The sequence below is a fragment of the Prevotella sp. khp7 genome (assembly GCF_900109055.1).
Lineage (GTDB): Bacteria > Bacteroidota > Bacteroidia > Bacteroidales > Bacteroidaceae > Prevotella.
On the sequence record NZ_FOIV01000001.1, the window covers coordinates 831082 to 856653 of the forward strand.

General features: G+C 45.4%; 29 protein-coding genes, 1 tRNA gene, 2 rRNA genes and 1 other RNA gene. 13 read left to right on the forward strand and 20 right to left on the reverse strand.

From position 1 onward, the window contains the following. Positions 1–16: 16 nt before the first annotated feature. Positions 17–1711 (reverse strand): SulP family inorganic anion transporter, encoded by a 1695-nt coding sequence (locus tag BMX82_RS03545; protein WP_036913369.1) that lies wholly within the window; start codon positions 1709–1711, stop codon positions 17–19. A 182-nt stretch (positions 1712–1893) separates the two neighbouring features. Here BMX82_RS03545 and BMX82_RS03550 point away from each other — a divergent pair, with 182 nt between their 5' ends. From BMX82_RS03550 to BMX82_RS03565, 5 genes are all read left to right on the forward strand, one after another. Next, complete coding sequence (locus BMX82_RS03550; RefSeq protein ID WP_091766112.1) at positions 1894–2436, forward strand: hypothetical protein; 543 nt, start codon at positions 1894–1896, stop codon at positions 2434–2436. Positions 2437–2441: 5 nt separating this feature from the next. After that, on the forward strand, positions 2442–3425 hold the full coding sequence (locus tag BMX82_RS03555; protein WP_091766115.1) for a carbohydrate-binding domain-containing protein: 984 nt from the start codon (positions 2442–2444) through the stop codon (positions 3423–3425). Further along, a complete protein-coding gene (locus BMX82_RS12865) occupies positions 3425–3562 on the forward strand; it encodes a hypothetical protein (RefSeq protein WP_177172002.1) in 138 nt (45 codons plus the stop codon). Before BMX82_RS03555 ends, BMX82_RS12865 begins: the two co-directional genes overlap by 1 nt. After that, the gene (locus BMX82_RS03560; RefSeq protein WP_036913378.1) at positions 3559–4263 is read left to right on the forward strand and encodes a YjjG family noncanonical pyrimidine nucleotidase; all 705 of its coding nucleotides are present in this window, start codon (positions 3559–3561) and stop codon (positions 4261–4263) included. Before BMX82_RS12865 ends, BMX82_RS03560 begins: the two co-directional genes overlap by 4 nt. Before the next feature lie 98 nt (positions 4264–4361). Then, complete coding sequence (locus BMX82_RS03565) at positions 4362–6386, forward strand: protein-disulfide reductase DsbD family protein (protein ID WP_091766117.1); 2025 nt, start codon at positions 4362–4364, stop codon at positions 6384–6386. Between the two features lie 33 nt (positions 6387–6419). Here BMX82_RS03565 and BMX82_RS03570 read toward each other — a convergent pair whose 3' ends face one another. From BMX82_RS03570 to BMX82_RS03585, 4 genes are all read right to left on the reverse strand, one after another. Next, positions 6420–7208, reverse strand: a complete 789-nt coding sequence (locus BMX82_RS03570) for a DUF2490 domain-containing protein (RefSeq protein WP_091766119.1) — start codon at positions 7206–7208, stop codon at positions 6420–6422. 1 nt (position 7209) lies between these two features. Continuing rightward, the gene (locus BMX82_RS03575) at positions 7210–7863 is read right to left on the reverse strand and encodes a DUF4956 domain-containing protein (RefSeq protein ID WP_036913385.1); all 654 of its coding nucleotides are present in this window, start codon (positions 7861–7863) and stop codon (positions 7210–7212) included. Positions 7864–7875: 12 nt separating this feature from the next. Next, positions 7876–8643 carry a polyphosphate polymerase domain-containing protein gene (locus tag BMX82_RS03580; protein ID WP_091766122.1) on the reverse strand — a complete coding sequence of 256 codons (768 nt, stop codon included), beginning with the start codon at positions 8641–8643 and terminating at the stop codon, positions 7876–7878. A 78-nt stretch (positions 8644–8721) separates the two neighbouring features. After that, positions 8722–9471, reverse strand: coding sequence for an exodeoxyribonuclease III (locus tag BMX82_RS03585; RefSeq protein WP_091766124.1), 750 nt, complete (start codon positions 9469–9471; stop codon positions 8722–8724). 108 nt (positions 9472–9579) lie between these two features. Between BMX82_RS03585 and BMX82_RS03590 the strand changes: the two genes are divergently transcribed. Then, positions 9580–10746: a glucuronyl esterase domain-containing protein gene (locus BMX82_RS03590; RefSeq protein WP_091766127.1), complete on the forward strand. Its 1167-nt coding sequence runs from the start codon at positions 9580–9582 to the stop codon at positions 10744–10746. A 59-nt stretch (positions 10747–10805) separates the two neighbouring features. Here BMX82_RS03590 and ribH read toward each other — a convergent pair whose 3' ends face one another. Continuing rightward, positions 10806–11276, reverse strand: coding sequence for a 6,7-dimethyl-8-ribityllumazine synthase (gene ribH, locus BMX82_RS03595; protein ID WP_091766130.1), 471 nt, complete (start codon positions 11274–11276; stop codon positions 10806–10808). Positions 11277–11279: 3 nt separating this feature from the next. Beyond that, the gene (locus BMX82_RS03600; protein ID WP_036913398.1) at positions 11280–11963 is read right to left on the reverse strand and encodes a tetratricopeptide repeat protein; all 684 of its coding nucleotides are present in this window, start codon (positions 11961–11963) and stop codon (positions 11280–11282) included. Positions 11964–12096: 133 nt separating this feature from the next. Here BMX82_RS03600 and recF point away from each other — a divergent pair, with 133 nt between their 5' ends. Next, positions 12097–13182 (forward strand): DNA replication/repair protein RecF, encoded by a 1086-nt coding sequence (gene recF / locus BMX82_RS03605; RefSeq protein WP_091766133.1) that lies wholly within the window; start codon positions 12097–12099, stop codon positions 13180–13182. After that, a complete protein-coding gene (locus BMX82_RS03610; protein ID WP_036913403.1) occupies positions 13175–13465 on the forward strand; it encodes a DciA family protein in 291 nt (96 codons plus the stop codon). The genes recF and BMX82_RS03610 overlap by 8 nt, the downstream gene beginning before the upstream one ends. On the opposite strand, the gene BMX82_RS03615 is transcribed toward BMX82_RS03610, so the two are convergent. The 10 genes from BMX82_RS03615 to BMX82_RS03660 form a co-directional block, all read right to left on the reverse strand. Beyond that, positions 13462–13992, reverse strand: coding sequence for a 5-formyltetrahydrofolate cyclo-ligase (locus BMX82_RS03615; RefSeq protein ID WP_036913407.1), 531 nt, complete (start codon positions 13990–13992; stop codon positions 13462–13464). The two genes, BMX82_RS03610 and BMX82_RS03615, sit on opposite strands and share 4 nt — an antisense overlap. After that, on the reverse strand, positions 13985–15685 hold the full coding sequence (locus BMX82_RS03620) for a S41 family peptidase (protein ID WP_036913411.1): 1701 nt from the start codon (positions 15683–15685) through the stop codon (positions 13985–13987). The genes BMX82_RS03615 and BMX82_RS03620 overlap by 8 nt, the downstream gene beginning before the upstream one ends. Beyond that, a complete protein-coding gene (locus BMX82_RS03625; protein ID WP_036913414.1) occupies positions 15682–16125 on the reverse strand; it encodes a deoxycytidylate deaminase in 444 nt (147 codons plus the stop codon). The genes BMX82_RS03620 and BMX82_RS03625 overlap by 4 nt, the downstream gene beginning before the upstream one ends. Next, positions 16097–18208, reverse strand: coding sequence for a M3 family metallopeptidase (locus BMX82_RS03630; RefSeq protein WP_091766136.1), 2112 nt, complete (start codon positions 18206–18208; stop codon positions 16097–16099). Before BMX82_RS03630 ends, BMX82_RS03625 begins: the two co-directional genes overlap by 29 nt. 112 nt (positions 18209–18320) lie before the next feature. Next, positions 18321–19001, reverse strand: a complete 681-nt coding sequence (locus BMX82_RS03635) for a Crp/Fnr family transcriptional regulator (protein WP_091766139.1) — start codon at positions 18999–19001, stop codon at positions 18321–18323. A 2-nt stretch (positions 19002–19003) separates the two neighbouring features. Continuing rightward, positions 19004–20020 (reverse strand): FAD:protein FMN transferase, encoded by a 1017-nt coding sequence (locus BMX82_RS03640; protein ID WP_091766142.1) that lies wholly within the window; start codon positions 20018–20020, stop codon positions 19004–19006. Then, positions 20017–20709: a DUF6048 family protein gene (locus BMX82_RS03645; RefSeq protein ID WP_036913423.1), complete on the reverse strand. Its 693-nt coding sequence runs from the start codon at positions 20707–20709 to the stop codon at positions 20017–20019. The genes BMX82_RS03640 and BMX82_RS03645 overlap by 4 nt, the downstream gene beginning before the upstream one ends. After that, positions 20660–21145 (reverse strand): DUF6452 family protein, encoded by a 486-nt coding sequence (locus BMX82_RS03650; protein WP_036913426.1) that lies wholly within the window; start codon positions 21143–21145, stop codon positions 20660–20662. Before BMX82_RS03650 ends, BMX82_RS03645 begins: the two co-directional genes overlap by 50 nt. Then, the gene (locus tag BMX82_RS03655; protein WP_036913428.1) at positions 21142–22098 is read right to left on the reverse strand and encodes a glycosyltransferase family 2 protein; all 957 of its coding nucleotides are present in this window, start codon (positions 22096–22098) and stop codon (positions 21142–21144) included. The genes BMX82_RS03650 and BMX82_RS03655 overlap by 4 nt, the downstream gene beginning before the upstream one ends. Before the next feature lie 4 nt (positions 22099–22102). Then, positions 22103–22645 (reverse strand): DUF4199 domain-containing protein, encoded by a 543-nt coding sequence (locus BMX82_RS03660; RefSeq protein ID WP_036913431.1) that lies wholly within the window; start codon positions 22643–22645, stop codon positions 22103–22105. A 157-nt stretch (positions 22646–22802) separates the two neighbouring features. Between BMX82_RS03660 and ffs the strand changes: the two genes are divergently transcribed. The 5 genes from ffs to BMX82_RS03685 all read left to right on the forward strand — a co-directional run bounded on the left by ffs (position 22803) and on the right by BMX82_RS03685 (position 24799). After that, positions 22803–22901, forward strand: an RNA gene (gene ffs / locus BMX82_RS03665) — signal recognition particle sRNA small type. After that, positions 22902–22975, forward strand: a tRNA-Thr gene (locus BMX82_RS03670). Positions 22976–23164: 189 nt separating this feature from the next. Then, positions 23165–24130, forward strand: a complete 966-nt coding sequence (locus BMX82_RS03675; protein WP_036913434.1) for an SPFH domain-containing protein — start codon at positions 23165–23167, stop codon at positions 24128–24130. A gap of 3 nt (positions 24131–24133) precedes the next feature. Further along, a complete protein-coding gene (locus BMX82_RS03680; RefSeq protein ID WP_036913436.1) occupies positions 24134–24331 on the forward strand; it encodes a type II toxin-antitoxin system antitoxin in 198 nt (65 codons plus the stop codon). A 3-nt stretch (positions 24332–24334) separates the two neighbouring features. After that, positions 24335–24799 (forward strand): DUF1648 domain-containing protein, encoded by a 465-nt coding sequence (locus BMX82_RS03685; protein ID WP_091766145.1) that lies wholly within the window; start codon positions 24335–24337, stop codon positions 24797–24799. Positions 24800–24803: 4 nt separating this feature from the next. On the opposite strand, the gene BMX82_RS03690 is transcribed toward BMX82_RS03685, so the two are convergent. The 3 genes from BMX82_RS03690 to BMX82_RS03700 form a co-directional block, all read right to left on the reverse strand. Next, positions 24804–25145, reverse strand: coding sequence for a hypothetical protein (locus tag BMX82_RS03690; RefSeq protein WP_146063128.1), 342 nt, complete (start codon positions 25143–25145; stop codon positions 24804–24806). Between the two features lie 134 nt (positions 25146–25279). After that, positions 25280–25392: ribosomal RNA gene (gene rrf, locus BMX82_RS03695) — 5S ribosomal RNA — on the reverse strand. Positions 25393–25472: 80 nt separating this feature from the next. Next, positions 25473–25572, reverse strand: a 23S ribosomal RNA gene (locus BMX82_RS03700); the annotation flags it as partial.

The following is a 25572-nucleotide window of genomic DNA, read 5'->3' on the forward strand; positions in this document are numbered from 1 at the left end:
GCGGGGATTTGTTTTATTATACCAACTGTTTGGCACGCTCAAGAGCCAAGTTGATGTGAGAACAAATGTTCTCTTCACCAAGCATTGCATCGAACCCTGCCTTGTGGAGTACTGCCTGAACGCGATCGTTAACACCAGAAAGAACCACCTGAATGCCTTCAGCCTGCGACATCAGACAGAGATTCGTCAGGTTGTGAATACCAGTGGAATCAACAAACGGCACTTTTCGCATACGAATGATACGAACCTTAGGATGCTGATGACGCAGAGCACCCATAATTTCCTCAAACTTATTACCAGCTCCGAAGAAATAGGGACCATTGATTTCATACACCTCCACACCCTCAGGAATAGTGAGATGCTCAAGGTTACCCATTTGGAAGTCACTGTCTTCCTCCTCAGGATTAATCTCATCGCTGACAACTTTCACATCCGTAGTCTCAGCCATGCGACGCATGAAGAGCAGACAAGCACAGATAAGACCAACCTCAATAGCGATAGTCAGATCGAAGACTACTGTCAGCAAGAACGTTACACAAAGCACAATCACATCACTCTTGGGGTTTTTCATGATGCTGAGGAATGAACGCCAACCACTCATGTTATAGCTGACGATGACAAGAACACCAGCAAGACAGGCCATTGGGATATACTGTGCCAACGGCATAAGGAACAGGAATATGAGTAGCAATACGGCAGCATGAACAATACCGGCAATAGGAGACCGACCACCATTATTGATATTGGTCATAGTGCGGGCGATGGCACCAGTAGCAGGGATACCACCGAAGATGGGCGAAGCGAGATTTGCCAGTCCCTGAGCAATAAGCTCTGTATTAGAATCATGACGATCGCCTATAACACCATCAGCCACAGTAGCAGAAAGCAATGATTCGATAGCACCAAGAATGGCTATGGTGATTGCCGGAGAAACCAGCCCTTTGATGACATCCCACGTCAGTGAGGGCACCTGAGCTCCTGGCAACTGATTAGAGATAGAGAATCGGTCTCCAATAGTTTCGATGGTATCGACACCCGCATATAGTTTCAACAACAGAGCCACAACAGTCATCACAATAATGGCAATAAGACTTCCTGGCAACTTACGCAGCAGATTCGTAAAAGCCAGCTTAGGCCAAAGGGCTATCACAGCTACAGAGCCGATACCAATAGCGGCGCTCCACCAGTCGATAGTAGGGAACGATCCAATGTAGGCAACCCACTTCTCGATAAAATCACTGGGCACAGAGGTCATGGTAAGTCCGAAAAGATCCTTAATCTGTGTGGTGAAGATTGTCAAGGCAATACCACTCGTAAAGCCCACCACAATGGGATAAGGAATATACTTGATGATAGTGCCGAGATGTAACACACCAAACATAATAAGAAAGACGCCTGCCATAAGCGTGGCAATGGTGAGTCCCTCAAAACCATACTGCTGGATAATGCCGTAGATGATAATGATAAAGGCGCCTGTAGGACCACCTATCTGGACTTTTGACCCACCGAATACGGAGATGATAAGACCTGCCACGATGGCAGTGATAATACCTTTCTCTGGCGTCACACCTGACGCGATACCAAAGGCGATTGCCAATGGCAAAGCAACGATACCCACAATGATACCAGCCAGCAAATCGGTTGTAAACTGACGCTGGTCATAACTCCTCAAAGTGGAAAAGAGCTTTGGCTTAAATGCTAATGTTGTCATCTTAAATCTATTATGTTATCATGAAAATAGGGCGCAAAATTACTAAAAAAAGATAAAAAAGAGTAATTCCATGCACCAACTTATTCAAAAAAACGTATTTTTGTTGCCAAATATCAAGGTCGCATAAGCGATTTAGTCATGTAAATCATCTAGTGTTTAATCATTAAAAGAAAGGAAGCATTATGAAAAAGGTGTTATTCGCAGTATTGGCCATGGTTGCCATTTCGTTTGCAGCATGTACTAACAAGGCTCAGGCTCCTGCTGATGCAGCAGCTCCCGATGTTGAAGCAGCAGTAAGTGAGATTACCTCAGCTCTCTCAGAGCAAATTGAGGCTCAGGATGCCAACAAGCTTCAGGAGGTTCTGGCTACGGTAACCGAAAAGGTTAAGGAGTTTATCACCACGAACCCAGAAGCAGCCAAAGAGTATGTTGCTAAGGTTCAGGATTTCCTGAAAGAAAACGCAGACAAGATCAAGGCTTTTGCTGGTGACAACGAAGCAGTAAACACAGCTATCAGTTCATTGACAGCAGCTCCGGCAGAGAGCATTGTAAGTGGTCTGAGTTCAGCTATTGATGGTATACAAAACGCAGCTAGTGATGCTGCTGAAGACGCTCAGAAGGCTGTAGAAGACAAAGCCAATGAGGTGAAAGAGGACGCCAAGGAGAAAGCAGGCGAGGCAGTTGACGCAGCTGCCGATAAAGTTAAAAAAGGACTCGGTATATAATTTAGATGAAGAAAATACTACTCGGTGTCGCCACTCTGCTGGCGACACTTTCAACTAAAGCCATCGACAATAATGTGGTGGCTATTACTTATAGCGGCAATACCGCTACTATAGAGATTGCCAGCAACATTACCAATTATGTTAGTTGTACAAGCGGCACCTCGTCACATGTAAAACTTGTGCAGAATTCCACATCATCTGCCAACCCTGGTGAGATTATCTATCAACTGAGTGGTACGAGTGATAATGGCGAGTTTTACATGGAGGGCGAATACAAAGCTACCATCCAGTTGAACGGACTGACGCTGACTAATCCCGACAGTACTGCCATACATATCAAGAATGGAAAACGCATCAAAGTGAGTCTCGCCAATGGGACGACCAACACCCTTGCCGACGGAACCACAGACCCTGAGTCGAAAGGCTGTTTCCACAGCAAAGGGCATACGGAGTTTGCAGGAAAGGGCACACTCAACATCAGTAGCAACATACGCCACGCCATCTACAGCAAGGAATACATGACGGTAAAGAACTGTACCATCAATGTGAGCAGCACTAAAAAGGATGCTATCCATTGCCAACAGTACTTCCTCATGCAGAGTGGCACTATTAATATAACAAGTACTGACGACGACGGCATACAGGTGGAATACAAAGATCCCACGAATCCTACAGGAATCACAACAGACCATGAGGACGAGGATAGTGGAAACTTCTACATGACAGGTGGCACACTGAACATGACCAGCGTGACTGACAAGTGTGTGAAAGCCGATGGTAACATCTCGATGACGGGAGGCACACAAGGCTTCGACACAACCAACATCCTTGAAAAGGCTGCCACTTCCAGCATCGGCCACATTGAAACAGAAAAGGATGCAGAAGGAATCATCTACGACCTGAACGGACGCATGATGCCAAAGGGCACACTGCAGAAGGGTGTCTATATTATTATAGAAAAAGGAAAGACGAAGAAAGTTGTTCGCTGATGTCGTTTAAGAAAGACAATATTCAAGAGGTGAACAAGAACCGTGTCATCATGGACAGCGACACATATCTGCCCATTGGCGACAACTACCGAGAGGCTTTCAACGACTACCTGAACCAAAAGTTTCTTGGCAGATGAAGAGATATACCGACTTATTCCTTGATTTCGACGACACCCTCTATGACACACATGGCAATGCCGTGATAGCATTGGAGGAGCTCTTTGACACCCTGCAACTAGGACGTTATTTTAAAGACCCTTCCCTTTTCTACGATGAATACTGGAAAGCCAACATCGACTTGTGGACCCGTTATTCGAAAGAAGAGATTACACGCGACTACCTGATTGTGGAGCGATTCAGGAAACCACTGAGTTTTGGAGAGGGCATGAAACCAACAGAAGAGTATTGTCGCATGGCAAGCGACCTGTTCCTGGACTATTGCAGCACAAAACCCGGCCTGGTGGAGGGCGCGCAAGAACTGATTGACTATCTGAGCAAGCAAAATTACAGAATGCATATCTGCAGCAACGGCTTCCACGAGGTACAATACAAAAAGCTGAAAGCCTGTGGACTATACGGACGTTTCGATAGCATCATACTGAGCGAAGATGCTGGTGCCAACAAACCGTCTCAGATGTTTTTCGACTATGCCATGAAGATTTCTGAAGCTAAGCCCGAGACAACGCTGATGATTGGCGACAACTTCAACACAGATATATTGGGTGCTAAAGCAGCAGGACTCGACACGGCCTATTTCAACCGATATCCAGACTATCCTGCCCCAGAACCCGTCACCTATGAGATAACCAAGCTTCAGGAACTTATTGGTATTCTGTGACGGGTGTTTTGTTTTAAAAAAATATAAAATGCTCTTTATATGCACGGATTTTCGTACCTTTGAACGCCAATTTCGGTATTAATTTAGCATAAACATTGATGAGACGACTAATCACGACTATAGCAATCCTAACATTTGTACTTGGTATAAGTGCACAGATATCGAATCCTGTTCATTTCTCGGCTCAGCTGAAAACGGGAAGTGGTGCTGATGCGGAAATAGTTTTCACAGCAAAAATCGACGCAGGCTGGCATGTCTACTCTACAGAGCTTGGAAACAACGGTCCCATCTCTGCAACCTTTAATGCAGTGAAGATGGATGGAGTTGAGACTATAGGGAAACTACAAGCAAGAGGTAAGGAAATAAAGCAATACGACAAACTCTTCGAGATGGAACTCCGCTATTTCGAACAGGCAGCCACCTTCGTTCAGAAAGTAAAGTTCACCAAGCCCGATTACGATATAGACTGCTACTTAGAATACGGCGCTTGCAATGACCAGGCGTGTCTACCACCGTCAGAAGTTGCTTTCAAGCAGAAGGGTAAGAGTCCCACAGTTAAGGAAAAGACAGAGAAGGCTGAAGACGTGACAGACGAAGTCACACCTGTCCCTTCCCTCTCAGGAGAGAATACAGACACAGCAGCGATAATGACACCACTACAAACAGTAAGCAGCGACAGTCTCTGGTCGCCTGTAGTTGAAGAATTTCGCGCCATGGGTGGTAACGACGCTATTGCCGACCACTCGCTCCTATACATATTATTAATGGGTTTCATTGGCGGGTTATTGGCAGTATGCATGCCATGCATCTGGCCTATCATCCCCATGACTGTCAGCTTCTTCTTGAAGCGAGCTAAGTCGGACAAGAAGAAAGGTATACGCGATGCCTTCACCTATGGCATCTCTATCATCGTGATCTACCTCGGACTGGGTCTGCTTGTAACAGCACTTTTCGGAAGCGACACGCTGAATGCCATGTCAACTAATGCTGTGTTCAACATCTTCCTGTTCCTACTTCTGGTGGTGTTTGCACTCTCCTTCTTCGGATGGTTCGAAATAAAACTGCCTGAGAGCTGGGCCAACAGCGTTGACACAAAAGCCACAGAGACCAGCGGCCTGATATCCATTTTCCTCATGGCCTTCACACTGGTACTGGTGTCGTTCTCATGCACAGCCCCCATCATTGGTCTGCTACTGGTAGAGACCACCACCAGCGGTAATTGGCTGGCCCCTGCCCTTGGCATGCTGGGCTTTGCTGTGGCTCTGGCTTTGCCCTTCACCCTTTTTGCCATGTTCCCTTCATGGCTTAAACAGGCTCCGAAGTCAGGTTCATGGATGAACACACTGAAGATCGTGCTAGGCTTCATCGAACTGGCCTTTGCGCTGAAGTTCTTCTCCGTTGCCGATCTTGCCTACGGATGGCATCTGCTCGATCGCGAAGTGTTCCTCTCACTCTGGATTGTAATTTTCGCATTGCTGGGAGCATACCTCTGCGGATGGCTTAAGTTCCAGACTGATGAGATTGGAGGCAACCTGCATAAGCCCATGCCCGTTGTCTGCATCATGGGCGGATTAGTGTCACTAGCCTTTGCCGTCTATATGATACCCGGTCTTTGGGGAGCTCCCTGTAAGGCTGTAAGTGCCTTCGCTCCCCCTATGAACACGCAGGACTTCAATCTGAACACCAAAACCGTAGAGGCGAAATACACCGACTACGACGAGGGCATGGCCGCTGCAAAAGCACTGGGCAAACCCGTATTGATAGATTTCACAGGCTTTGGCTGTGTGAACTGCCGTAAGATGGAGGCCGCTGTATGGACTGATCCTACTGTGGCCGACATGCTGACGGATGACTTTGTGCTCATATCGCTCTACGTAGACGATAAGACACCGCTGGCAGAACCCTTAGAAGTAATTACGAGTCAGGATGAGACCAAAATTCTGCGCACCGTTGGTGCCAAGTGGAGCTGGCTTCAGAGCCAAAAGTTTGGTGCCAATGCCCAGCCCTTCTACGTGATGCTCGACAACAACGGAAAACCTCTTTCAGCCAGCCGGGCATATGATGAAGACGTGAATGGCTATATCAACTTTCTGAAACAAGGACTATTGAAATACCAGCAGTAAAGAAAATCCTCCGTTGATGACGGAGGATTTTCTTTAGAACTTGAACTTATAACTAATACCGATAAGGTGGCGGTTAGGCTCGTTATCGTCATCGTCAGTGTTCACGCTCTGATAGCGATAGAACGCTCCTAAACTATGCTGCTTTGACAGTTTCCAGTCGACACCTGCGGTATAACGCACTTTCTGCAGGCTCCAGGCATTAAACAGCTCCACATTGGCATAAGGTGTCAGAGCCAGTCCCTTCTTATCGTATTCTATCTGCAGGCGGCTGCGCAGTACGTTTTTACCCTTGCCATCATAAGTATGCGCCTTACCATCGTAAGACTTCGTAAGATAGCTCCAACGCTCATCGACGGTGTATTCAGGACGATAGGTGTACTGCCAGCGTTCACGAAGCGAGAATTTCCAGTCACCGAACTTCTGACTGGCAGTGAGCGAGACGCTGAATCGGTGGCGTGTGCCCCAGTATTTAGCGCATTTCTTCGGTTCCCCCACCTCAGCATCGCCATCGAGCACAGCCTCGTCTGTAGCATTGTAATAGCTGATTTTCACATTATTATCGTATAACAGGGTATAGCCTGCAGAAGCCTTCAGCCACTTAGCCAGCTTATAGTCAGCTCCCACTCCCACGCTCCAGCGGTCGTTGGTACTGGCATCATCGCGGGTACGCAGTTCACCTTCTAAGTTCAGACTCCACTGCTTATTAAGCTTCTTCTCAGCCTCAAGCGTGAAGTCGAGTCCGAAATCATCAGATTGCGCAAAGCAGAATGACGAATAGGAAATGATAAGGGATAAACCAATCAGTAGTCTTTGTCTATTCATACTAAAATTCTTTCAGTTGGTCTTTCGTGAGTTTCAGCGCGTCGCTCATCGCGGGCTGCTCGCCTTCAAAACTCACACGAATCATCGCCATATCGCGCAGGAAGTCGATAGAGCCAATATCTACTTTCACTACCTTCACACCTAGACGTTTTTCCAAATCGGCGATGAGCTCAGGTCTGCGCTCCGGAGTAATCAGGTCAATACGGTCATACTGAATCATGCGTGAGGGATGCGATTTAAGGTGCATCTCACAGAGCCATACAGCCACAGAGATGATGGCATTGGTAAGAATCAGCTCGAACAACGGCACATTTACCGAGACAGCATTTACTAGCGAGAGGGCAATGATGACAAACAGATAGGTCATCTCTCTTACAGGCATTGTATCCGTACGATAGCGCATGATAGAGAAGATGCCAAACAGCCCGATACCCACACCCATCGACGTTTTGCCTTTCAGGTCTTCAAGCACAAAGATCATGAAGAAGACAATGAAGAAAATGGCAATCGAGATGAGCATGAACGTGAAGTAGAAGTCACGCCTGCGACTCTTGCGATAATACAAACGGTCGATGATGAGCCATGTCACGACCACGTTAATCAGCAGGCGGACAAACATCATCAGGAAATCATTGGATAACATTAAAAATTCCATATTTTATTCTTTTTACTTTTTCATAATCTTCTCTATGCTACGCAGACGGGGTTTGATGCGATTTCTCCTCAGGCTGTCATTAGTCAAAGCCGAGCCTATGCAGTATTTGCTGAAACCATGTGGATGAATTCTCAACTGAGTGAGCAATGGCAGAATAGGCGAAGGCTGCAATCCGTCGCGCTTCAACTCTATTACCACGACATCATTCATAAAACGATAATTACCCGTAGCGATGTTGTGGAACCTCAGGTTGGTATCTATTGTCAGGCGTTCCGTCTTTGCCTTGTTCACCAACGTGATACGGTCAAAACGATTCTCCACCTGCTGCAACAGCCCTTCAGGATCGTAGCCCAGATACTGATGCAGGAAGTTCTCGTAGACCTGAGCCTTCACGTCGAATGCAGTGCTTGCTTCAGGATTAAAGCCCTCAGCGGTAACACGTTTTTTCTTCGTACGCCCATGGTTGTTCTTTGTCTTCACCTCCAGAAAGTTCAGTCCAGCGTTCAGATACGAGCGTACCCTCACCTTCTGTCTGCTCAGATGACCAGCTTCGTGGCGATTGTACATCTGACAATCCTCGGTATCAAAATATAAAGTATAATAAGGTGAGATTCTCAAGCCCTGCGTCTCCTGTACAAAGTAATCCTCCTTTGCCAACATGAGCAGCCTGCGAAGCACCGGCACCGTCGTCACGAACTTGGTGTCGATACGGTTCATCAGACGGATGCCACGCATCTCGTCGAGCGTTATCGTGTCATATAGGTTCAGAATCTCTGTCATTGCTTACTCTTTTCTTGCTGCAAAGATAACTATCAATATATTACCGGCCAAAACATTTCAGCGAAACGCTCTGAATCTTCAACGAAGCGTCAGCTCTACCGGACAATGGTCGCTACCCATGATGTCGGTGTGTATCTTCGCATCATCCAAACGGTCACGCAGGCGGTCTGATATCACAAAGTAATCAATACGCCAGCCAGCATTCTTCTGGCGTGCCTGAAACCGATAGCTCCACCACGAATACTTCACCTCCTCTGGATACTTATAGCGGAAGGTATCAGTAAAACCACAGGCCAACAGGTCGCTGAACTTCTCGCGTTCCTCATCGGTAAAGCCCGCATTGTGGCGATTGGTCTTAGGATTCTTGATGTCTATCTCCTCATGCGCCACATTCAGGTCGCCACAGAGTATCACTGGCTTTACAGTGTCCAACCGTTTCAGATAGCTGCGAAAAGCATCCTCCCACGACATACGATACTCTAGTCGTTTCAGTCCGTCTTGTGAGTTGGGCGTGTAACAGCATACCAGATAAAAGTCTTCCATCTCAAGCGTCACGACACGTCCCTCATGATCGTGCAGATCGATACCTATACCCAGTTCCACGCTGAGTGGCTGATGTTTAGTGTAGATGGCCGTTCCCGAATAGCCTTTCTTATCAGCATAGTTCCAATAGCTCTGATAGCCATCAAACTCCAGATCCAGCTGTCCGGCCTGCATTTTTGTCTCCTGCAAACAGAAAAAGTCAGCATCCAGTTGCTTGAATATCTCACTAAATCCCTTACCCTCACAAGCACGAAGGCCATTCACGTTCCAACTAACAAACTTCATATGATAATTATTTTGTCTGCAAAGATACAAAAAACTCCCAATTCTTTATTCTAAATTCTTAATTATTTGTACCTTTGCCACCACAAACATTAAAAACCATAACCAAATATGAAAAGAAGCCACTTATTATCACTTTTTCTGATTGGCTGCTCACTATCAGCCTCAGCACAATTGTCAAAGCCCCAGGTCGACCTACCCAATCCACTGTTGATGAACGACGGCACCACTCGCGTAGAGAATCTTGCCGACTGGGCCATACGCCGCCAGCAAATCGGTGAGATGATTCAGCATTTCGGTATTGGCCAAAAACCTGAGGTGAGCCCAGAGGCTATCAAGGCCCGTATGGTAGGTGATACACTCATTGTCGATGTCACCGTGGGCACCGAGACACTTACACTCAGTTCATGCATCCGCTATCCCAACGTAGGCCAACCGCCTTACGCCCTCATGATTGGCACCAGCATGCTCTCGCTGCCCAAGCAGCTTTTCGACAACCGTCCCATTGCCGTGATGAACTATAACGAGGCTCAAGTAAACGACTATACGCAAGGACGGTGGCGTCCTCGGCACGAAAGGGGTGAGCACAACTTCGACCGTCTCTATCCTCATCTTAAAGATAATGGCGCTTATAGCGAATGGGCTTGGGGGTTCAGCCGCCTCATCGACGGTCTCGAACAGTTAGGCCCAGAAGTAACGAAGATAGACGTCAAACGTATTGGTGTCAGCGGCTGTTCATATGCAGGCAAGATGGCACTCTTCTGCGGTGCCTTCGACGACCGTGTAGCCCTCACCATCGCGCAGGAGCCCGGTGGCGGCGGTGCCGCTTCGTGGCGTTATAACTGTGGCGTAGACAGCGTAGAGAATCTCGATCGTACCGACTATCACTGGTTCCTCGAGTCCATGCGCGAACAGTTCCACGGTGACAGCGTCTACCTTATGCCCTACGACCACCATGAGCTATGTGCTATGGTTTGCCCACGCGCTCTGCTCATGCTAGGCAATACCGACTATCGCTGGTTAGCCGACGAGGCAGCCTACGTGTCGCTCAATGCAGCACGTAAGGTTTGGGAAAAACTTGGCATCGCTGATCGCATTGGCTACTCCATTAACGGAGGCCATGGACACTGCCAGTTGCCCGAAAGTCAGTTTCCTGAGGTAGAAGCTTTCCTCGACAAGTTTCTCTTGGGGAAATCTGATATAGACACAAACAACATTCTTATTGCTCCAGACCATTTCAAGAAGACCATTAATTTAAATAAATGGATTAAGTATTAAGAGAAAAAAATTAAAAAGGCTCGCAGATTTGCGAGCCTTTTTAATTAATCTTATGGGGTTTAGAACTTCGCCATTTTAATAGCAACGACGGCGCACTCATCGCCCTTATTGCCCAAGCGACCTCCCGCACGATCCTGAGCCTGTTGCAGGTCATTAGTAGTGAGCAGGCCATAAATGACTGGGATATTGCTGGTGGCATTAAGACGTGCAATACCCTCGGTGACACCTTGGCAGATATAATCGAAGTGAGGAGTCTCACCACGGATAACAGAGCCAAGAATAATAACGGCATCATAGCCATCGTTAAGAGTCATCTGACGTGCGCCATATATGAGCTCGAAAGAGCCAGGAACAGTCTTCACATGAATATTCTCTGGCAGAGCGCCGTGCTTCTCAAGCGTAGACACGCAGCCCTCGAGCAGAGCACCAGTAATCTCGGGATTCCACTCAGCTACTACTACACCGAAGATCATGTTCGATGCATCGGGCACTTCCGTGATGTCGTAGTCAGAGAGATTCTTTGTTGCCATAACTTATTTTGCTGATACGCGCTCAATGTAAGCGTCGATAGTCTGATAGGCCATTGAGTTGAAGTACTTCTCCTTAACGGTCTGATAGAGCTTCAGAGCTTCATCGTTCTTGCCCTGACTCTCAAGAATCTCACCAGCCTGAATGAGGAAAGTGGGTGAAAGAGAGTTGTTGTCGGCCTTCTCTGCAGCCTTCTTCAGGTGAGAAACAGCCTTATCGAGCTGATTGAGGTGAGCATAGGCATTACCCAGCGCCCCCTCGGCAGCAGGAGAAATCATCTGATCGTCAGCACCATCATAGTCCTCGAGATACTTAACAGCATCTTCCCACTTGTCAAGCTTAGCATAGCAGAGGCCTGCATAAAGCTTTGCCAGATTGCCAGCCTTGGTGCTGCTGTACTCGTCAGCGAGCTTTGCAAAGCCTTTGAAACTGGCGCTGTCGCCATTGAGAGCCTTCTGATAGTCAGAGGCCTGGAACAACTGCTGTCCCTTGGCTATAGCTGTGCTTGCCTCAACCTCACGGGGTCCTGACACGTAGGTCTTGTAAAGGAATACGCCTGCAATGATGACTACGAGGGCTACCACTGCAGTGATAATGGCCTTCTTATACTTCAGGAAGAAGGCTTCGCTCTGATTCAGGGTCTGCTCCATAGTGGGAGCTGCCTGCTGTTGGTTTGTTGTATTTGCCATATTTATTTTATTTTTTATTATTCACAGCGTTTTTTATCAAAATCGCGTGCAAAGTTACAAAAAATAAATCACAAAGGACACAAAGAACAAAAAAAAATCATTAATGTGGCAAAAAACTTGTAACTTTGCGCCCATGATTCTGAAAAAACTCTCTATCATTAATTACAAGAACATAGCCGAGGCTGAGTTGGAATTATCACCGAAGATTAACTGTATCTTAGGTCCAAATGGTGTGGGAAAGACCAACGTGCTCGATGCAATCTACTATCTTTCGTTCTGTCGCTCATCCAACAACCCCATTGACTCCCAAGTAATTAGGCATGGAGAGGAGTTCTTTATGCTGGAGGGGACGTATGAGCCAGTTCTCAGTATCACGGCTGCCATGAAAAGGGGCACGAAGAAACACTTTAAAAGAGACAAGAAGGAATATAAACGACTGTCGGAGCATATAGGCCTGATACCTATTGTGACGATAACACCCTCTGATACTTTGCTGATAGAAGGTGGTAGCGAGGAACGACGAAGACTAATGGACATGGTAATTTCGCAATATGATCGCAGTTATATTGAGGCCATGAACCGCTATAACAAGGCTTTGCAACAACGAAACATCATGCTCAAACAGGACGAGGAACCTGACACAGAGGTACTGAGTCTGTTTGAGGAGCAGATGGCTAGCGAAGGTGAACACATTTTCAAGTTAAGGGAGGCTTTTGTGAAAGAGCTTATGCCTATCTTCCAGCATATACACGAGACAATAGCCGAGAATCGGGAGCAGGTGAGTCTGAGCTACATATCACACTGCCAACGAGGTCCTCTGATCGACGTGATACAACGTGACAGGCACAAAGACCGTGCGATTGGCTATTCGCTACACGGCATCCATCGCGACGACCTGGAGTTCTGTCTGGGCGGACACCCAATGAAGCGTGAGGGTAGTCAGGGACAGAACAAGACGTTTGCCATAGCACTGAAACTGGCGCAGTTTGATTTCCTGAAGCGAACGAACTCAAAGACGACGCCACTTCTGCTGCTTGACGACATTTTTGATAAACTGGATGCCAGAAGGGTCGAACAGATTGTGAAACTCGTGGCAGGCAATGACTATGGCCAGATATTTATCACAGACACCAACCGCGACCATCTGGACCAGATATTATCAGCCTCGTCGCACGACTACAAGATATTCCACGTAAACAACGGAGAAATCAATGTTTAAAAGAGACGTTCTGCAAATAAAAGACCTGATTATGAAGAATCTGCGGGCACAGGGGCTAGAGACACCTCTGCTACAGAAGCGACTCGTAGACTCATGGCAGGAAGTGGCTGGCGAGATGGTTGCCAGCTACACTAGAGAAGTGTATATCAGGAATCAGACGTTGTACGTTCATTTAACCAATCCCGCCCTAAGAGCAGACCTCTCGATGATGCGTACAGAACTGGTGAAGAAGCTCAACAACCATGTTGGCAGCCAAGTTATTGCCGATATCAGATTCTGCTAAACAACTTCACAGACAGAGATATCGTTTGGGGTCGTTGGCACTTTGTCTATCTTCTGGAAATCAAAACAAACACCGATGGTTCGCGTTCGCACCTTGGAAATCTTACGCAAGAAACGATCGTAATATCCTCGTCCCCTCCCCAACCGATGTCCTTGAGCATCGAAAGCCACGCCAGGCACCATAACAACATCAATCGACGATAAATCAGTAAAAGGCTCTCCTATGGGTTCCATGATATGAAAAGCACCTAAACGCAAATCCTTACTACCTGTGTATCGGCACAACTCCATGGTTGTATCGTCGATGACTTTTGGTAGCAAGACCGTTTTACCATCGGACACCAGTTCATCGATGAGCTGATGGGTACAAACTTCATCAGGCAAAGAATAATATGCCATAATAGTCTGAGCATCTGATAACAGCAGACGAAGACGAGATAGAACAGGAAGCGACAATTCACTCAACTGCTGATGAGTGAACTGTCGCTTGATGGTTTTGATATGCTGTCGGAGTTCAGACTTAAGCATGTGCCATCAACATATCAGAGTGATGAACATGATAGTCGTCGTACAACATAGCAATCCGCTTGCCTTTAGTGGGCTTGACGGGCTTCTGCGGGAAGGCAGTGCCCTCGCGGAACAAACGGAGTGCCTCCTTAATAGAGGGATCATCCTGATTCAGATATTCTGTCCACGCCTGTTCGCTATGGATATTGTAGATGATACGACTCACGACAAAACGTTCCAGGAGTTTATATGATCTCTGAATCATCAAGTTACGACGCTTCAGACCATTCTTATCGGCAAAAGTCACGAACTTCTCTACGATATTCTGGCGTTTGAGATAGTTCTCCATCTCCTTGACTTCTTTCAGCTCAGACAACTTTGCACGATTCTCGTCAGTATAGTTGAAAGCGAACTGCAAAATCAATCCACTCATAGTAGCCTCTTTATAATATGAGGTCATATCAAGTGTGTCTTCTGGAATAAAGATGTCGGGGGTGATTCCGCCACCGCCATAAACAATACGTCCATTATTTGTATGATACTGAGGTCCAGTATGTTTGATACTGTCTTGAGAGAAGAACTCACCATGCTGGAAACGGGTAAGCCAATCATCGTCGTAACGTCCACCATCGTTATATGGTTTCTGAATACAACGTCCAGAAGGAGTGTAATAACGGGCAATGGTAAGACGAATCATTGAATGGTCACTGAACTCCATAGGTTTCTGAACGAGCCCCTTACCAAACGAACGACGTCCGATGATAGTACCACGATCATTGTCTTGAATAGAACCTGCAAGAATCTCAGATGCAGAGGCTGAAGCTTCATCGACAAGCACGACTAAGGGAAGTTGCTGATATGAACCACGACCATCAGCACGATAGTCCTGACGCGGATAGCTACGACCTTCGGTATAGACAATAAGCTGACCACGTGACAGGAACTCGTTGGCTATCTGTACAGCCGACTCAAGGTAGCCACCTGTATTGCCACGAAGGTCGATAACCAGATTACTGAATTTCTGTTGCGACAACTTAGCCAGAGCAATCAGCAGTTCAGGATATGTATTCTCGCCAAAGTTCTTAATCTTAATGTATCCACTCTCATCATCAAGCATATAACAGGCAGTAACACTCTTGGTAGGAATTTCCCCACGAGTGATCGTGATATGCCGAATCTTATTCTCGCCATAACGGATGACACCCAGTTTTACTTTAGTGTCCTTAGGTCCCTTCAGACGATGCATGGCCTCTGCATTGGTACATATCTTACCAACAAAGGCAGAATCATCAACCTCAACAATCTTATCGCCTGCCAAAACACCAGCACGCTCTGCAGGACCATTACCTATGACATTCTGTACACGAATCGTGTCCTGACGAATCACGAACTCAATGCCAATACCAAAGAAAGAACCACGCAAATCATCGTTAGCAATCTCCCCCTCACGGGCTGTGATATAGACAGAATGAGGGTCAAGTTCAGCCAATATCTGAGGCATGGCTTTTTCTACTAGGTCGTTGATATTTACAGTGTCGACATACTGATCATCAATTATGCGGAGCAGGTTGTTAAGCTTGTTACCACTCGAATTGATGATATTAAGTCGATTGCCAGAAAAATGGTTGGCATAAAAGGTGCCAACAAAGATTCCAATGACAACACATAACGCCATCCAGAATGGGATAAAGCGATTTGACTTATTCTTACTCATAATTTCTCACTTTTTTCTTCATCCACATCCATATAAATAACCTCTACGCCAGCACGTCGGAGCAGTTCGATACCATCGGTGAGACGGTACTTCTCGCCATAGACCACACGTTTGATACCTGCTTGGATAATGAGTTTTGCGCACTCGATACAGGGCGAGGCTGTGATATAGATAGTGGCACCATCGCTATTATTATTACTACGAGCCAGTTTGGTAATGGCATTAGCTTCAGCATGAAGCACATATGGTTTGGTGACATTATTATCATCCTCACACACATTCTCAAAGCCACTGGGTGTACCATTATAACCATCGCTGATGATCATCTTGTCTTTTACCACCAAGGCCCCTACTTGACGTCGTACACAATATGAGTTTTCAGCCCATATACGCGCCATACGCAGGTAACGCTCATCTAGTTTTTGCTGTTTTGATTCCATTTCTTTTCAGTAATGCGTCAATGGTGGGTTCGCCACCCTTGAACCGTTTATATAACACCATAGGATTCTCTGTTCCTCCCTTTGAGAGGATATTTTCGCGGAAGCTCCGTGCAGTATTCTTATCAAAGATGCCATGTTTCTTAAACACAGCAAAGGCATCGGCATCAAGCACTTCAGCCCACTTATAACTATAATAGCCTGCGGCATAACCGCCAGCCATGATATGGGAGAATTGTACCGTCATACAGGTGTCAGGGAGCTGCGGCAAGACCATAGCTTTCTGCCAGGCTTTTTTCTCGAAGGGGATAATATCATCAGTAAAGGTATCTTTCTTTGTGTAATATGCCATATCTAGCAAGCCGAAACTGACCTGACGCATACAGGCGTAAGCCACATTGAAATTGCGGCTCTTGACTATACGATTGATAAGCTCGTCTGGCAATGGCTCTCCCGTCTGATAATGAAAAGCAAAGGTACGCAGGAATTCTTTCTCGATAGCGAAGTTCTCCATAAACTGTGAAGGCAGTTCGACAAAGTCCCACCACACATTAGTACCACTAAGGCTTTCGAAACGGGTATTGGCAAACATTCCATGTAGAGAGTGGCCAAACTCGTGGAGGAAAGTCTCCACCTCGCCCAGTGTCAGTAACGCAGGTTTTTCGTCTGTAGGTTTCGTGAGATTCATAACCACACTGACATGAGGACGCACATCTTTCATATTGTCTGGGCCGAAAGGTTTCTTCACGTCTATGCGTTCTTTCCATTGTCCCTGATATTCCGTCATCCATGCTCCGCCCTGTTTACCTTTTCGCGGATGAAAGTCTGCATAGAAAACGGCAAGGAAAGAACCATCCTCATCGAAAACTTCATAGGCCTTAACATCGGGATGGTAAACGGGGATATCCTTATTCTCCTTAAAAGTGATACCATAAAGACGATTAGCTAAGCCAAACACACCTTCAATAACCCTCGACAACTCGAAATAAGGACGTAACATTTCTGCGTCAATATTATATTTGGCGAGTTGAAGCTTATGAGAATAATATGAAAAATCCCATGGTTCAAGTCTAAAACTCTTACCTTCAATTTTCTTTGCCATGTTTTCAATGGCAGCCACTTCTTTTTTAGCCGTTGGCTTGTAGGCTGTAATAAGGTTGTTGAGTAACTTATATACACTACGTACATTACCTGCCATGCGATGTTTTAAGACATAGTCGGCATAGGTCTTATGCCCCAACAGCTGTGCCAGTTCACGACGTAGGTTAATGAGTCGTTTGCATATCTCGATATTATTCTCTGTATTGTCATGTGTACACTCCGTGTTCTTTGCCATATACAACTGACGACGCAGTTCGCGCTGAGTGCTGTAGGTCATAAAAGGAGAATAAGAGGGGAAGTCGAGCGTAAATACCCACCCTTCTTTCTCTTGTTCCTTAGCAGCCAATGCAGCAGCCTCTCGAGCAGTGTCAGGCAGACCATCGAGTTGTGACTCGTCAGTGATATGCAGGGTAAAGGCTTTGTTCTCTTTCAACAAATTCTGTGAGAATTGCAAACTAAGCATTGAAGCCTCCTCGGTAAGTTGGCGCAAACGTTCCTTCCCCTCGGCATCAAGCAAGGCTCCACTACGCACAAAGCCATCATAGCAATTATCGAGTAGCATCTTCTCCTCTGCCGAAAGTTTGCGATGATGACGGTGGACATATTTGATACGCTCAAATAGTTTCTCGTTTAGACGAATATCGTTAGCATGCTTGGTGAGAATTGGACTCATTTTCTGTGCCAAGGCATCCATCTCATCATTGGTCTCTGCTGAAAGCAGGTTGAAAAACACTGTACTGACACGACTGAGCAGATCATAATAGCCCTCACCATCCTTCTCGTCATCGACATTGATGATTGTATTGTCGAAAGTAGGTTTTTCGGGATTATTAATTATCTTCTCTATCTGCTCATCATCACGGCGGATACCTTCAAGCATTGCCTCCTCATAATCTTCCATACGGATACGATCGAAGGGGGCAGTGTTATGTGGTGTGCCATAGGGCAGGAAAAACGGATTCTGTCTCTCTTTATTTTCGTTCATGATAATACTAACTTCATTTGAAATACAATTTCAAAGCGCAAAGTTACGACAAAAAAGCGATACAATAATGCTACACTGCATTAAAAAAGCTGAAAATGAAGAAGATTGATGGTTACGGCCTAACGGAAAGGAGGCGCTCGAGTTGTGGAATATTAATCTTTCCGCGACTCAGAGAGATCAATCCATCATGCTGCATCAGGTTCAATTCATGTGATATATTCAGACGACTGTCATTCAACTCGTCAGCCAGACGATTCATCAGAATATTAAACTGTTTATGACCTGCAGGATAGACACAATGCTGTACAAGAAAACGTATAACACGCTCTCTCAGTGTCAGGGGCTGTCGGAGCCATGTTTGGTGGATATGCTTCTGAACTTGGGTTGCAAAACTATTCAGTATATTAAGACGGAAAACTAGGAAGTCTTCTGACAGTCGCACCAGTTCTTCTTTATCAATGGTTATGAAATTGACGTCGGAAACAGCAATGAAATCATGCGTATAGCGTTGATGATAGCCAAAGATTCCCTCTAGTTGAACGATATAGGGAGCCGAGATTTGTTCCTCGACAGAATAACCATAATCATCAGCATAGGTCTTAACCCTGACTGTTCCGTTGATTAGGAAATAAAGATGGACACAAGCATCGCCCTTCTTGACGATAGGACGACCAGAGGCAATCTTCAGGAACCCAAAACGAGTATGACCTGCAACGATTTCCAAATCATCACGGCTCATTCCCTGGAACAAGGGGAACTGTAGCAGTTTATCATAAATTTGCAGCACAGGCATGATTATTTCGCTATTTTATCACGTAATGATGGCGAGAACCATACGGCATCATGACCATTCTGATCGCTATAGATAAAGTAAGCCATTAACTCTGGATGTCGATCAAGCACTTGCTGCGCCTTCTCCAACCCCATCACCATAAAAGAAGTCGCATAAGCATCAGCCATCGCACAGCTTTTGGCAAGAACAGTAGCCGAAAGGATGCTATGTTGCACAGGATATCCTGTTTTGGGGTCAACGGTATGTGCGAATTTCTTTCCATCTTTATAATAGAAATTGCGATAATTTCCACTCGTAGCCATGGCCTTATCAGTGACATTTAAAATGGTTTGCAACTCATGACTGATATTCAATGAATCATCCGTTGGCTTGGTAACACCTACGCTCCATGGCTGTTTTTTTTCATTCACTCCACTTGTCACTATCTCACCACCAATCTCAACCATGAAATTCTTAATACCACGGTCTCTAAAAAATTTAGCCACTACATCACTGCCATAGCCTTTGGCAATGGCAGAACAGTCGAGCATCATCCGAGGATCCCGTTTCTTAACATATCCATCAACAATTGCCAATTTCTGATAACCCACCAACTGCATCAAGCTGTCAACCTGCTGCTTTGTTGGATGCTGTCCACTCTTAAAGCCAAACCCCCATGCATTGACCAGTGGAGCAACAGTGATATCGAAAGCGCCATCAGTATCTGCAGAGATATTCATTGCCAACTGGAATACATCCATAAACATAGAATCAGGCATTACATCCTTGTTTTGGTTAATGGCAGTGATAATGGATGATTTATTGAAAGGTGACAGCGAGTTATCAACCTTCATAAGTTCCGCCTTGATATATGGTGTAAGATCGGAATCACACTGATAGGTGATGTGGAAAGTCGTTCCGAAGATAAAATCTGTACTTTTCTGATAAGGTACAGACCGTTGCTGATGGATAATCAAGAATGTTGCTACAATCAGGAAAGTGAGAAATGGCAGTTGCCAAAGCAGCTTCTTATTCTTCATATATCAATAATCACATTAAATGTTCCACCTAGACGTGTATCACCATAAATGCCATAACCTGGTACATACCATGTTTTTCCAAAATCGCCATCCTCTGAATGAGAGATGCGGCGCTTATAACGCAAACTCCATCCTAAATGCAGGGGACCAAAAATCTTAGAATCGACACCTACAACAGCCTCAATCCAATGATGACTGCATGAAGCATCTTTAACATCATAGCCCGTATTCCACAACCAAACAGGATCTGGGAAATCAGGACGTGAAATATTGACTTTATAGGATGTGAAAGCATAACGTAAACCTGCATATAGGCGGTTCGAGCCATGCTTATCCTTCAGCATATTCTTATCAATACCAATTCGAAAATAGGGAGCTGATGTATCGTAATGGATATGCGTTACATCGTCGCTGTGATTTGCCTTTCCAAGACCTGCTTCAACAATGGGAAACCACTCATCGTGCAAATTAATTCGCAAGGCACCTTCGTACTGACCGTTATCTGTAAATGCCATTAATCCCGCCCCAACAAGGTCAAAAGAAACAGCAAAACCACGAAAAACAGGAACCGAGTCTTTCTGCAAAGAGAGAAACTTGGTTTGTGCCGTGGCATTAACAGAGGCCACCAGCAATAGCAGGCTAAAGACTGCCCTTCGGATAGAAATAGAAATGAACCGTCTGATAGTCATAAGTCACTGATGGATTTTTTATCACAATAGAATCAATATAGTTACGTGTATATCGAATACCTGTCAGCGTATGAAAGAAAATTGCATTGCAGTCTACCGACTCGAAATGAGGATAGTCATCTTTCTTTATCCACACCGTATCCGTCACATGCAGATTGTTGTTGCCATTGTCAAAATGGAACATCAGCATATCTTCGGCATGCGAATAGCTAATAGGTAGATTAAACGTTTCTTTATCCACCAACTTATTCAGCAGCGTAGTATCCTGTCCGTCCATCCGAACGGATGTCACTGTCAGCGTGTCGCTGAGCGCCAACTCGTTGCCCTCACTATCATAGACATTATATATCGTTTCTACAATACTATTTACAGGGCAGTCGACACTAGAGCATGCCGCCAGCAACAACACAAACAATATGTAGGGTAAGCGTTTCATATTGTTTCTTCTATTTGGTAGTCATTGCGTCCACTCGACGAACGGCTAATCAAGTCGCCAATAAATCCTGTCAAGAACAACTGGGTTCCTATGATCATCATCGTAAGTGCAATATAGAAATAAGGAGAGCTTGTCACTAAACGCTGGGGGATATTGTTTGCAAGACACCACAATTTGTCAGCTCCAATCCAGCTTGCTGCTACAAAACCGATGAAGAACATGATAGTGCCCAAGAATCCGAATACGTGCATGGGTTTCTTACCGAATGTAGAGAGGAACCAAAGTGTCAGCAGGTCAAGATAACCATTCACAAAACGGTTGAGACCCATAAATTTGGATGAACCATATTTTCGTGCCTGATGCTGAACAACTCTCTCACCAATTTTATCAAAACCCGCATTCTTAGCCAAATAAGGAATATAACGATGCATCTCGCCATAGACCTCAATATTCTTAATAACCGCCTTGCGATATGCTTTCAAACCGCAGTTGAAATCATGAAGGTTCTTAATACCACTGATTTTACGGGCTGTTGCATTGAAAAGCTTTGTAGGAATCGTCTTCGAAATTGGATCATATCGTTTCTGCTTATAGCCGCTTACCAAGTCATAGCCTTCTTCTTTAATCATACGATAAAGTTCAGGAATCTCGTCTGGCGAATCCTGCAAATCAGCATCCATCGTAATAACCACATCGCCCTGTGCTTTCTCAAACCCACAATACAGAGCCGGACTTTTACCATAGTTACGACGGAACTTGATGCCCTTCACAATATCGGGCTGTTTCTTGTTCAATTCCGAAATAATCTCCCAAGAATGATCGGTAGAGCCATCATTGATAAAAATCACTTCGTAACTGAAGTTATTCTCATTCATCACACGCTCTATCCAACTATAGAGCTCAGGAATCGACTCATCCTCATTATAAAGAGGTATAACTACTGATATATCCATATTCTTACTCTTTTACTTTTACCGTATTACGCTGCTTTATTAATCCAATAGGCACACCTAACAGGAAACCTAATGATATATTAATTGTCAGCATATTCAGTGCATAATCAATCGGTCGGGTATTGGACATCTCTTTCAAACTTTCATCCATCATCTCTGTCATACGATATTGCTGAAGCATCTGCCGCGTCTCATCAGACATTACCATCTTCGAAAACTCACTCAGAAGATAGCCATGATCTATAAAGGCGAAGTAGATATACTGAGCAATGGCAAAAAGAATACCGCCATAAAAGAACACAAAGACAGTATAAGCATAGCCACGGCGGAAAGAAATCAGTCCTTCAAGACCATGGTCACGAAACTTCCCGAGCCTTGAACCAACAAAAAAGGGTGTATAAATCATTAATAAAATAGCTGCCAAACCAAACATCTGATTTTTCACACCTATTATATATAATGAGAATGCAGCCACCCAAAGAAGTGCCAACAACGCACCATCCTGTCGGGCAAAGGCCTTTAACTGTATATATTCTGGAGCTGTCATTTTTAACAATTATCACTTACAAGGTGCAAAAATACGCATTTTCTCGCAGATAAGTAGTGGTTTGGCCCAAAAAATCGTTAAAATACAAAACTTTTCACTTCTCACTTCTCACTTCTCACTTTTTTGTTGTACCTTTGCACCCGCTTTCGAGCAAAAACGGGCAGTCCCGTACGGCCAGCTCCCTCGGAATCCCCCAGGGTGGGAACGCAGCAAGGGTACTTGGTTGTAGCGGCGCGATGCGGGTAGCTGCCCACCCGCCTCTTTAGCTCAGTTGGCCAGAGCACGTGATTTGTAATCTCGGGGTCGTTGGTTCGAATCCGACAAGAGGCTCAAAAGTTATTATACGGTATGTATCGGATGATACATGCCGTATTTATTTATCCATCCACTCGTCCTATAGCTATAGATAATTATTGTTAAATAAGAAGACATATCCATTGCTGGACGGAAAGAATTTCATATCTTTGCGATATCAGATTGATATCAAAAGAATAATTCAACTTATAAAAACTTATCATTATGGAGAATAAGGAATATACTTTCAAAGGAACAGTTTTGAACGGATTTCTGATGCTGTTCGTCAACAGCATCATTCTAGTTTTATCATTAGTCGGCATCGTATATAGCATCATCCTGCTCGACGGCACTAAAGGTACCGAAGGAGGATGGCTGCTTGGTGGCTGCATTCTGATGCTCATAGCAGATATCATCATGTGGTTCGGACTCATGATGCTCGAGCCCAACGAAGCAAAGGTTACCACCTGGTTCGGCAAGTATAGCGGCACCTTCGCTCAGACAGGCTTCTATTGGATTTGTCCTTTCTATGGAGCCAAGAAAGTATCGCTGCGCGCCCGTAACCTAGACGCAGAACCTATCAAGGTAAACGACAAGACAGGCAATCCTATCATGATAGGCCTCGTACTCGTATGGAAACTGAAAGATACCTACAAGGCTCTCTTCGAGGTCGACTCACAGACCATGGCCTCGAATCCAAATGCCATTGGTTCCGACACAAAAGGACTGATGAACGCCCTCGAAAACTTCGTCCGTGTTCAGAGCGATGCAGCCCTTCGACAAGTGGCGGGCCAATATGCCTACGACGATGAAGACACAAAGGCTGGTGAACCGACCCTCCGCTCAAGTGCCGACGAGATCAACGAGCAACTAGAACAGAAACTCGACGAACGTCTGGCGCTTGCTGGCATCGAGGTTATTGAGGCACGCATCAACTATCTCGCCTATGCCCCAGAGATTGCCGCTGTCATGTTACGTCGCCAACAAGCATCAGCCATCATTACTGCACGTGAAAAGATTGTTGAGGGTGCAGTATCCATGGTAAAGATGGCACTCGATAAACTCTCTAAGGACAACATCGTCGACCTCGACGATGACAAGAAGGCTGCCATGGTCAGCAATCTGCTCGTCGTGCTCTGTGGCGATGAATCAGCACAACCAGTAGTCAATACAGGAACACTGAATCACTAATCAATGGCTGAGAAAACGACCAAAAGTTTCATCCTCCGCGTTGACGCAGAGACGATGAACGCTATAGAGGCCTGGGCTGCGGACGAGTTCCGCAGTACCAACGGCCAGCTACAGTGGATCATTACAGAGGCCCTGCGCAAAGCCAAACGCCTGCCCAAAAAGAAACGACCAAACACCAACGACGAAAATAATAATGAATAAAAGATGAAGGAAGAAATAAAAGTATACAGGACGAAGGAGGGAACCATCTTTGAGGTAATCTTCCTAATACTAGCTATTGTGGTATGGGGACTAATTATCTGGTTCGTTAAACAAGCACCGGACATTGTTCCCACACACTTCGACGCTTCAGGTACCCCCAATGCATGGGGCTCGGCTGTGAGAATCAGTATTCCATGTGCTATCATAACGATAGTGGGGATCAGTATGATGATCTTATGCTATTTCCCAAAATGCTTCAACTTAGCAGAAAAGCACAAGACACCACGTAACTACGCCCTCAGCATCCGTATGTTACGAATCTTCGGCCTATTTATGCTACTTCTGGCACTAGTCATTGCCTGGACATCCTTACGATCGACAAGCCATAGCCCTATCCCTATCATCTCCATTATCGTTATTATGGTCATCATTGCCATCTACACATCCATTGCAACTCATAGAAACTAACATGTCATTCTGACTTCATAATATCTTTCAGCGATAGTTTGTACTTGATGATTTCGCGGGCTGTCTCTTTGTCAATCGTGAAGACATGATTGAACACCCCAACTGACACCATTCTAAAGTCCCCTTTGTAAATGATTACTCCCACATTGTAGAAGGTGTGATCACGCACGATTAGATTCGATTTTAAATAAGCATCAACCACATTGATAGCTAATACAGTACCAATAGAAGCTATCGTTTCTTCCACATTACTCTCATTCATCTCAGCATTAATCACCTCAGATGCCACCCTCTTCACAGCCTCATAATGAGTAGTTCTGTCAGGACAGGTCATCATCAACATCACACCAATAACAACTGGTAATAAAATAACAAATAATAGTTTCTTCATCTCAATATGAATGATCTCATATAATTCAATATTTTCAGTAACAAAACGAAAGAGCCCTGAACCTTTTCGGATTCAGGGCTCTCAAATAAAAGTGGCGGCTTCCTACTCTCCCGCATTGCATTGCAGTACCATCGGCGCAGGCGGGCTTAACTTCTCTGTTCGGAATGGGAAGAGGTGGGACCCCGCTGCAATAACCACCTGATATGGGTATTGACACTGTCGACACAAGAAACCTCAGTAGAAGCCCGTTTCAGAAACAACTACATCTGATAATATCAGCATACAGCGAAAGATCTCGGGCAATTAGTAGTGCTCGGCTTTGACGTCACCGTCTTTACACCTGCACCCTATCAACGTCATCGTCTATGACGACCCTCAATGG

Excerpts from the sequence above, each read along its gene's own strand:
- BMX82_RS03545 (WP_036913369.1), bottom strand. The coding sequence starts at position 1,711 with ATGACAACATTAGCATTTAAGCCAAAGCTCTTTTCCACTTTGAGGAGT.
- BMX82_RS03550 (WP_091766112.1), top strand. The coding sequence starts at position 1,894 with ATGAAAAAGGTGTTATTCGCAGTATTGGCCATGGTTGCCATTTCGTTT.
- BMX82_RS03555 (WP_091766115.1), top strand. The coding sequence starts at position 2,442 with ATGAAGAAAATACTACTCGGTGTCGCCACTCTGCTGGCGACACTTTCA.
- BMX82_RS12865 (WP_177172002.1), top strand. The coding sequence starts at position 3,425 with ATGTCGTTTAAGAAAGACAATATTCAAGAGGTGAACAAGAACCGTGTC.
- BMX82_RS03560 (WP_036913378.1), top strand. The coding sequence starts at position 3,559 with ATGAAGAGATATACCGACTTATTCCTTGATTTCGACGACACCCTCTAT.
- BMX82_RS03565 (WP_091766117.1), top strand. The coding sequence starts at position 4,362 with ATGAGACGACTAATCACGACTATAGCAATCCTAACATTTGTACTTGGT.
- BMX82_RS03570 (WP_091766119.1), bottom strand. The coding sequence starts at position 7,208 with ATGAATAGACAAAGACTACTGATTGGTTTATCCCTTATCATTTCCTAT.
- BMX82_RS03575 (WP_036913385.1), bottom strand. The coding sequence starts at position 7,863 with ATGGAATTTTTAATGTTATCCAATGATTTCCTGATGATGTTTGTCCGC.
- BMX82_RS03580 (WP_091766122.1), bottom strand. The coding sequence starts at position 8,643 with ATGACAGAGATTCTGAACCTATATGACACGATAACGCTCGACGAGATG.
- BMX82_RS03585 (WP_091766124.1), bottom strand. The coding sequence starts at position 9,471 with ATGAAGTTTGTTAGTTGGAACGTGAATGGCCTTCGTGCTTGTGAGGGT.
- BMX82_RS03590 (WP_091766127.1), top strand. The coding sequence starts at position 9,580 with ATGAAAAGAAGCCACTTATTATCACTTTTTCTGATTGGCTGCTCACTA.
- ribH (WP_091766130.1), bottom strand. The coding sequence starts at position 11,276 with ATGGCAACAAAGAATCTCTCTGACTACGACATCACGGAAGTGCCCGAT.
- BMX82_RS03600 (WP_036913398.1), bottom strand. The coding sequence starts at position 11,963 with ATGGCAAATACAACAAACCAACAGCAGGCAGCTCCCACTATGGAGCAG.
- recF (WP_091766133.1), top strand. The coding sequence starts at position 12,097 with ATGATTCTGAAAAAACTCTCTATCATTAATTACAAGAACATAGCCGAG.
- BMX82_RS03610 (WP_036913403.1), top strand. The coding sequence starts at position 13,175 with ATGTTTAAAAGAGACGTTCTGCAAATAAAAGACCTGATTATGAAGAAT.
- BMX82_RS03615 (WP_036913407.1), bottom strand. The coding sequence starts at position 13,992 with ATGCTTAAGTCTGAACTCCGACAGCATATCAAAACCATCAAGCGACAG.
- BMX82_RS03620 (WP_036913411.1), bottom strand. The coding sequence starts at position 15,685 with ATGAGTAAGAATAAGTCAAATCGCTTTATCCCATTCTGGATGGCGTTA.
- BMX82_RS03625 (WP_036913414.1), bottom strand. The coding sequence starts at position 16,125 with ATGGAATCAAAACAGCAAAAACTAGATGAGCGTTACCTGCGTATGGCG.
- BMX82_RS03630 (WP_091766136.1), bottom strand. The coding sequence starts at position 18,208 with ATGAACGAAAATAAAGAGAGACAGAATCCGTTTTTCCTGCCCTATGGC.
- BMX82_RS03635 (WP_091766139.1), bottom strand. The coding sequence starts at position 19,001 with ATGCCTGTGCTGCAAATTTATGATAAACTGCTACAGTTCCCCTTGTTC.
- BMX82_RS03640 (WP_091766142.1), bottom strand. The coding sequence starts at position 20,020 with ATGAAGAATAAGAAGCTGCTTTGGCAACTGCCATTTCTCACTTTCCTG.
- BMX82_RS03645 (WP_036913423.1), bottom strand. The coding sequence starts at position 20,709 with ATGACTATCAGACGGTTCATTTCTATTTCTATCCGAAGGGCAGTCTTT.
- BMX82_RS03650 (WP_036913426.1), bottom strand. The coding sequence starts at position 21,145 with ATGAAACGCTTACCCTACATATTGTTTGTGTTGTTGCTGGCGGCATGC.
- BMX82_RS03655 (WP_036913428.1), bottom strand. The coding sequence starts at position 22,098 with ATGGATATATCAGTAGTTATACCTCTTTATAATGAGGATGAGTCGATT.
- BMX82_RS03660 (WP_036913431.1), bottom strand. The coding sequence starts at position 22,645 with ATGACAGCTCCAGAATATATACAGTTAAAGGCCTTTGCCCGACAGGAT.
- BMX82_RS03675 (WP_036913434.1), top strand. The coding sequence starts at position 23,165 with ATGGAGAATAAGGAATATACTTTCAAAGGAACAGTTTTGAACGGATTT.
- BMX82_RS03680 (WP_036913436.1), top strand. The coding sequence starts at position 24,134 with ATGGCTGAGAAAACGACCAAAAGTTTCATCCTCCGCGTTGACGCAGAG.
- BMX82_RS03685 (WP_091766145.1), top strand. The coding sequence starts at position 24,335 with ATGAAGGAAGAAATAAAAGTATACAGGACGAAGGAGGGAACCATCTTT.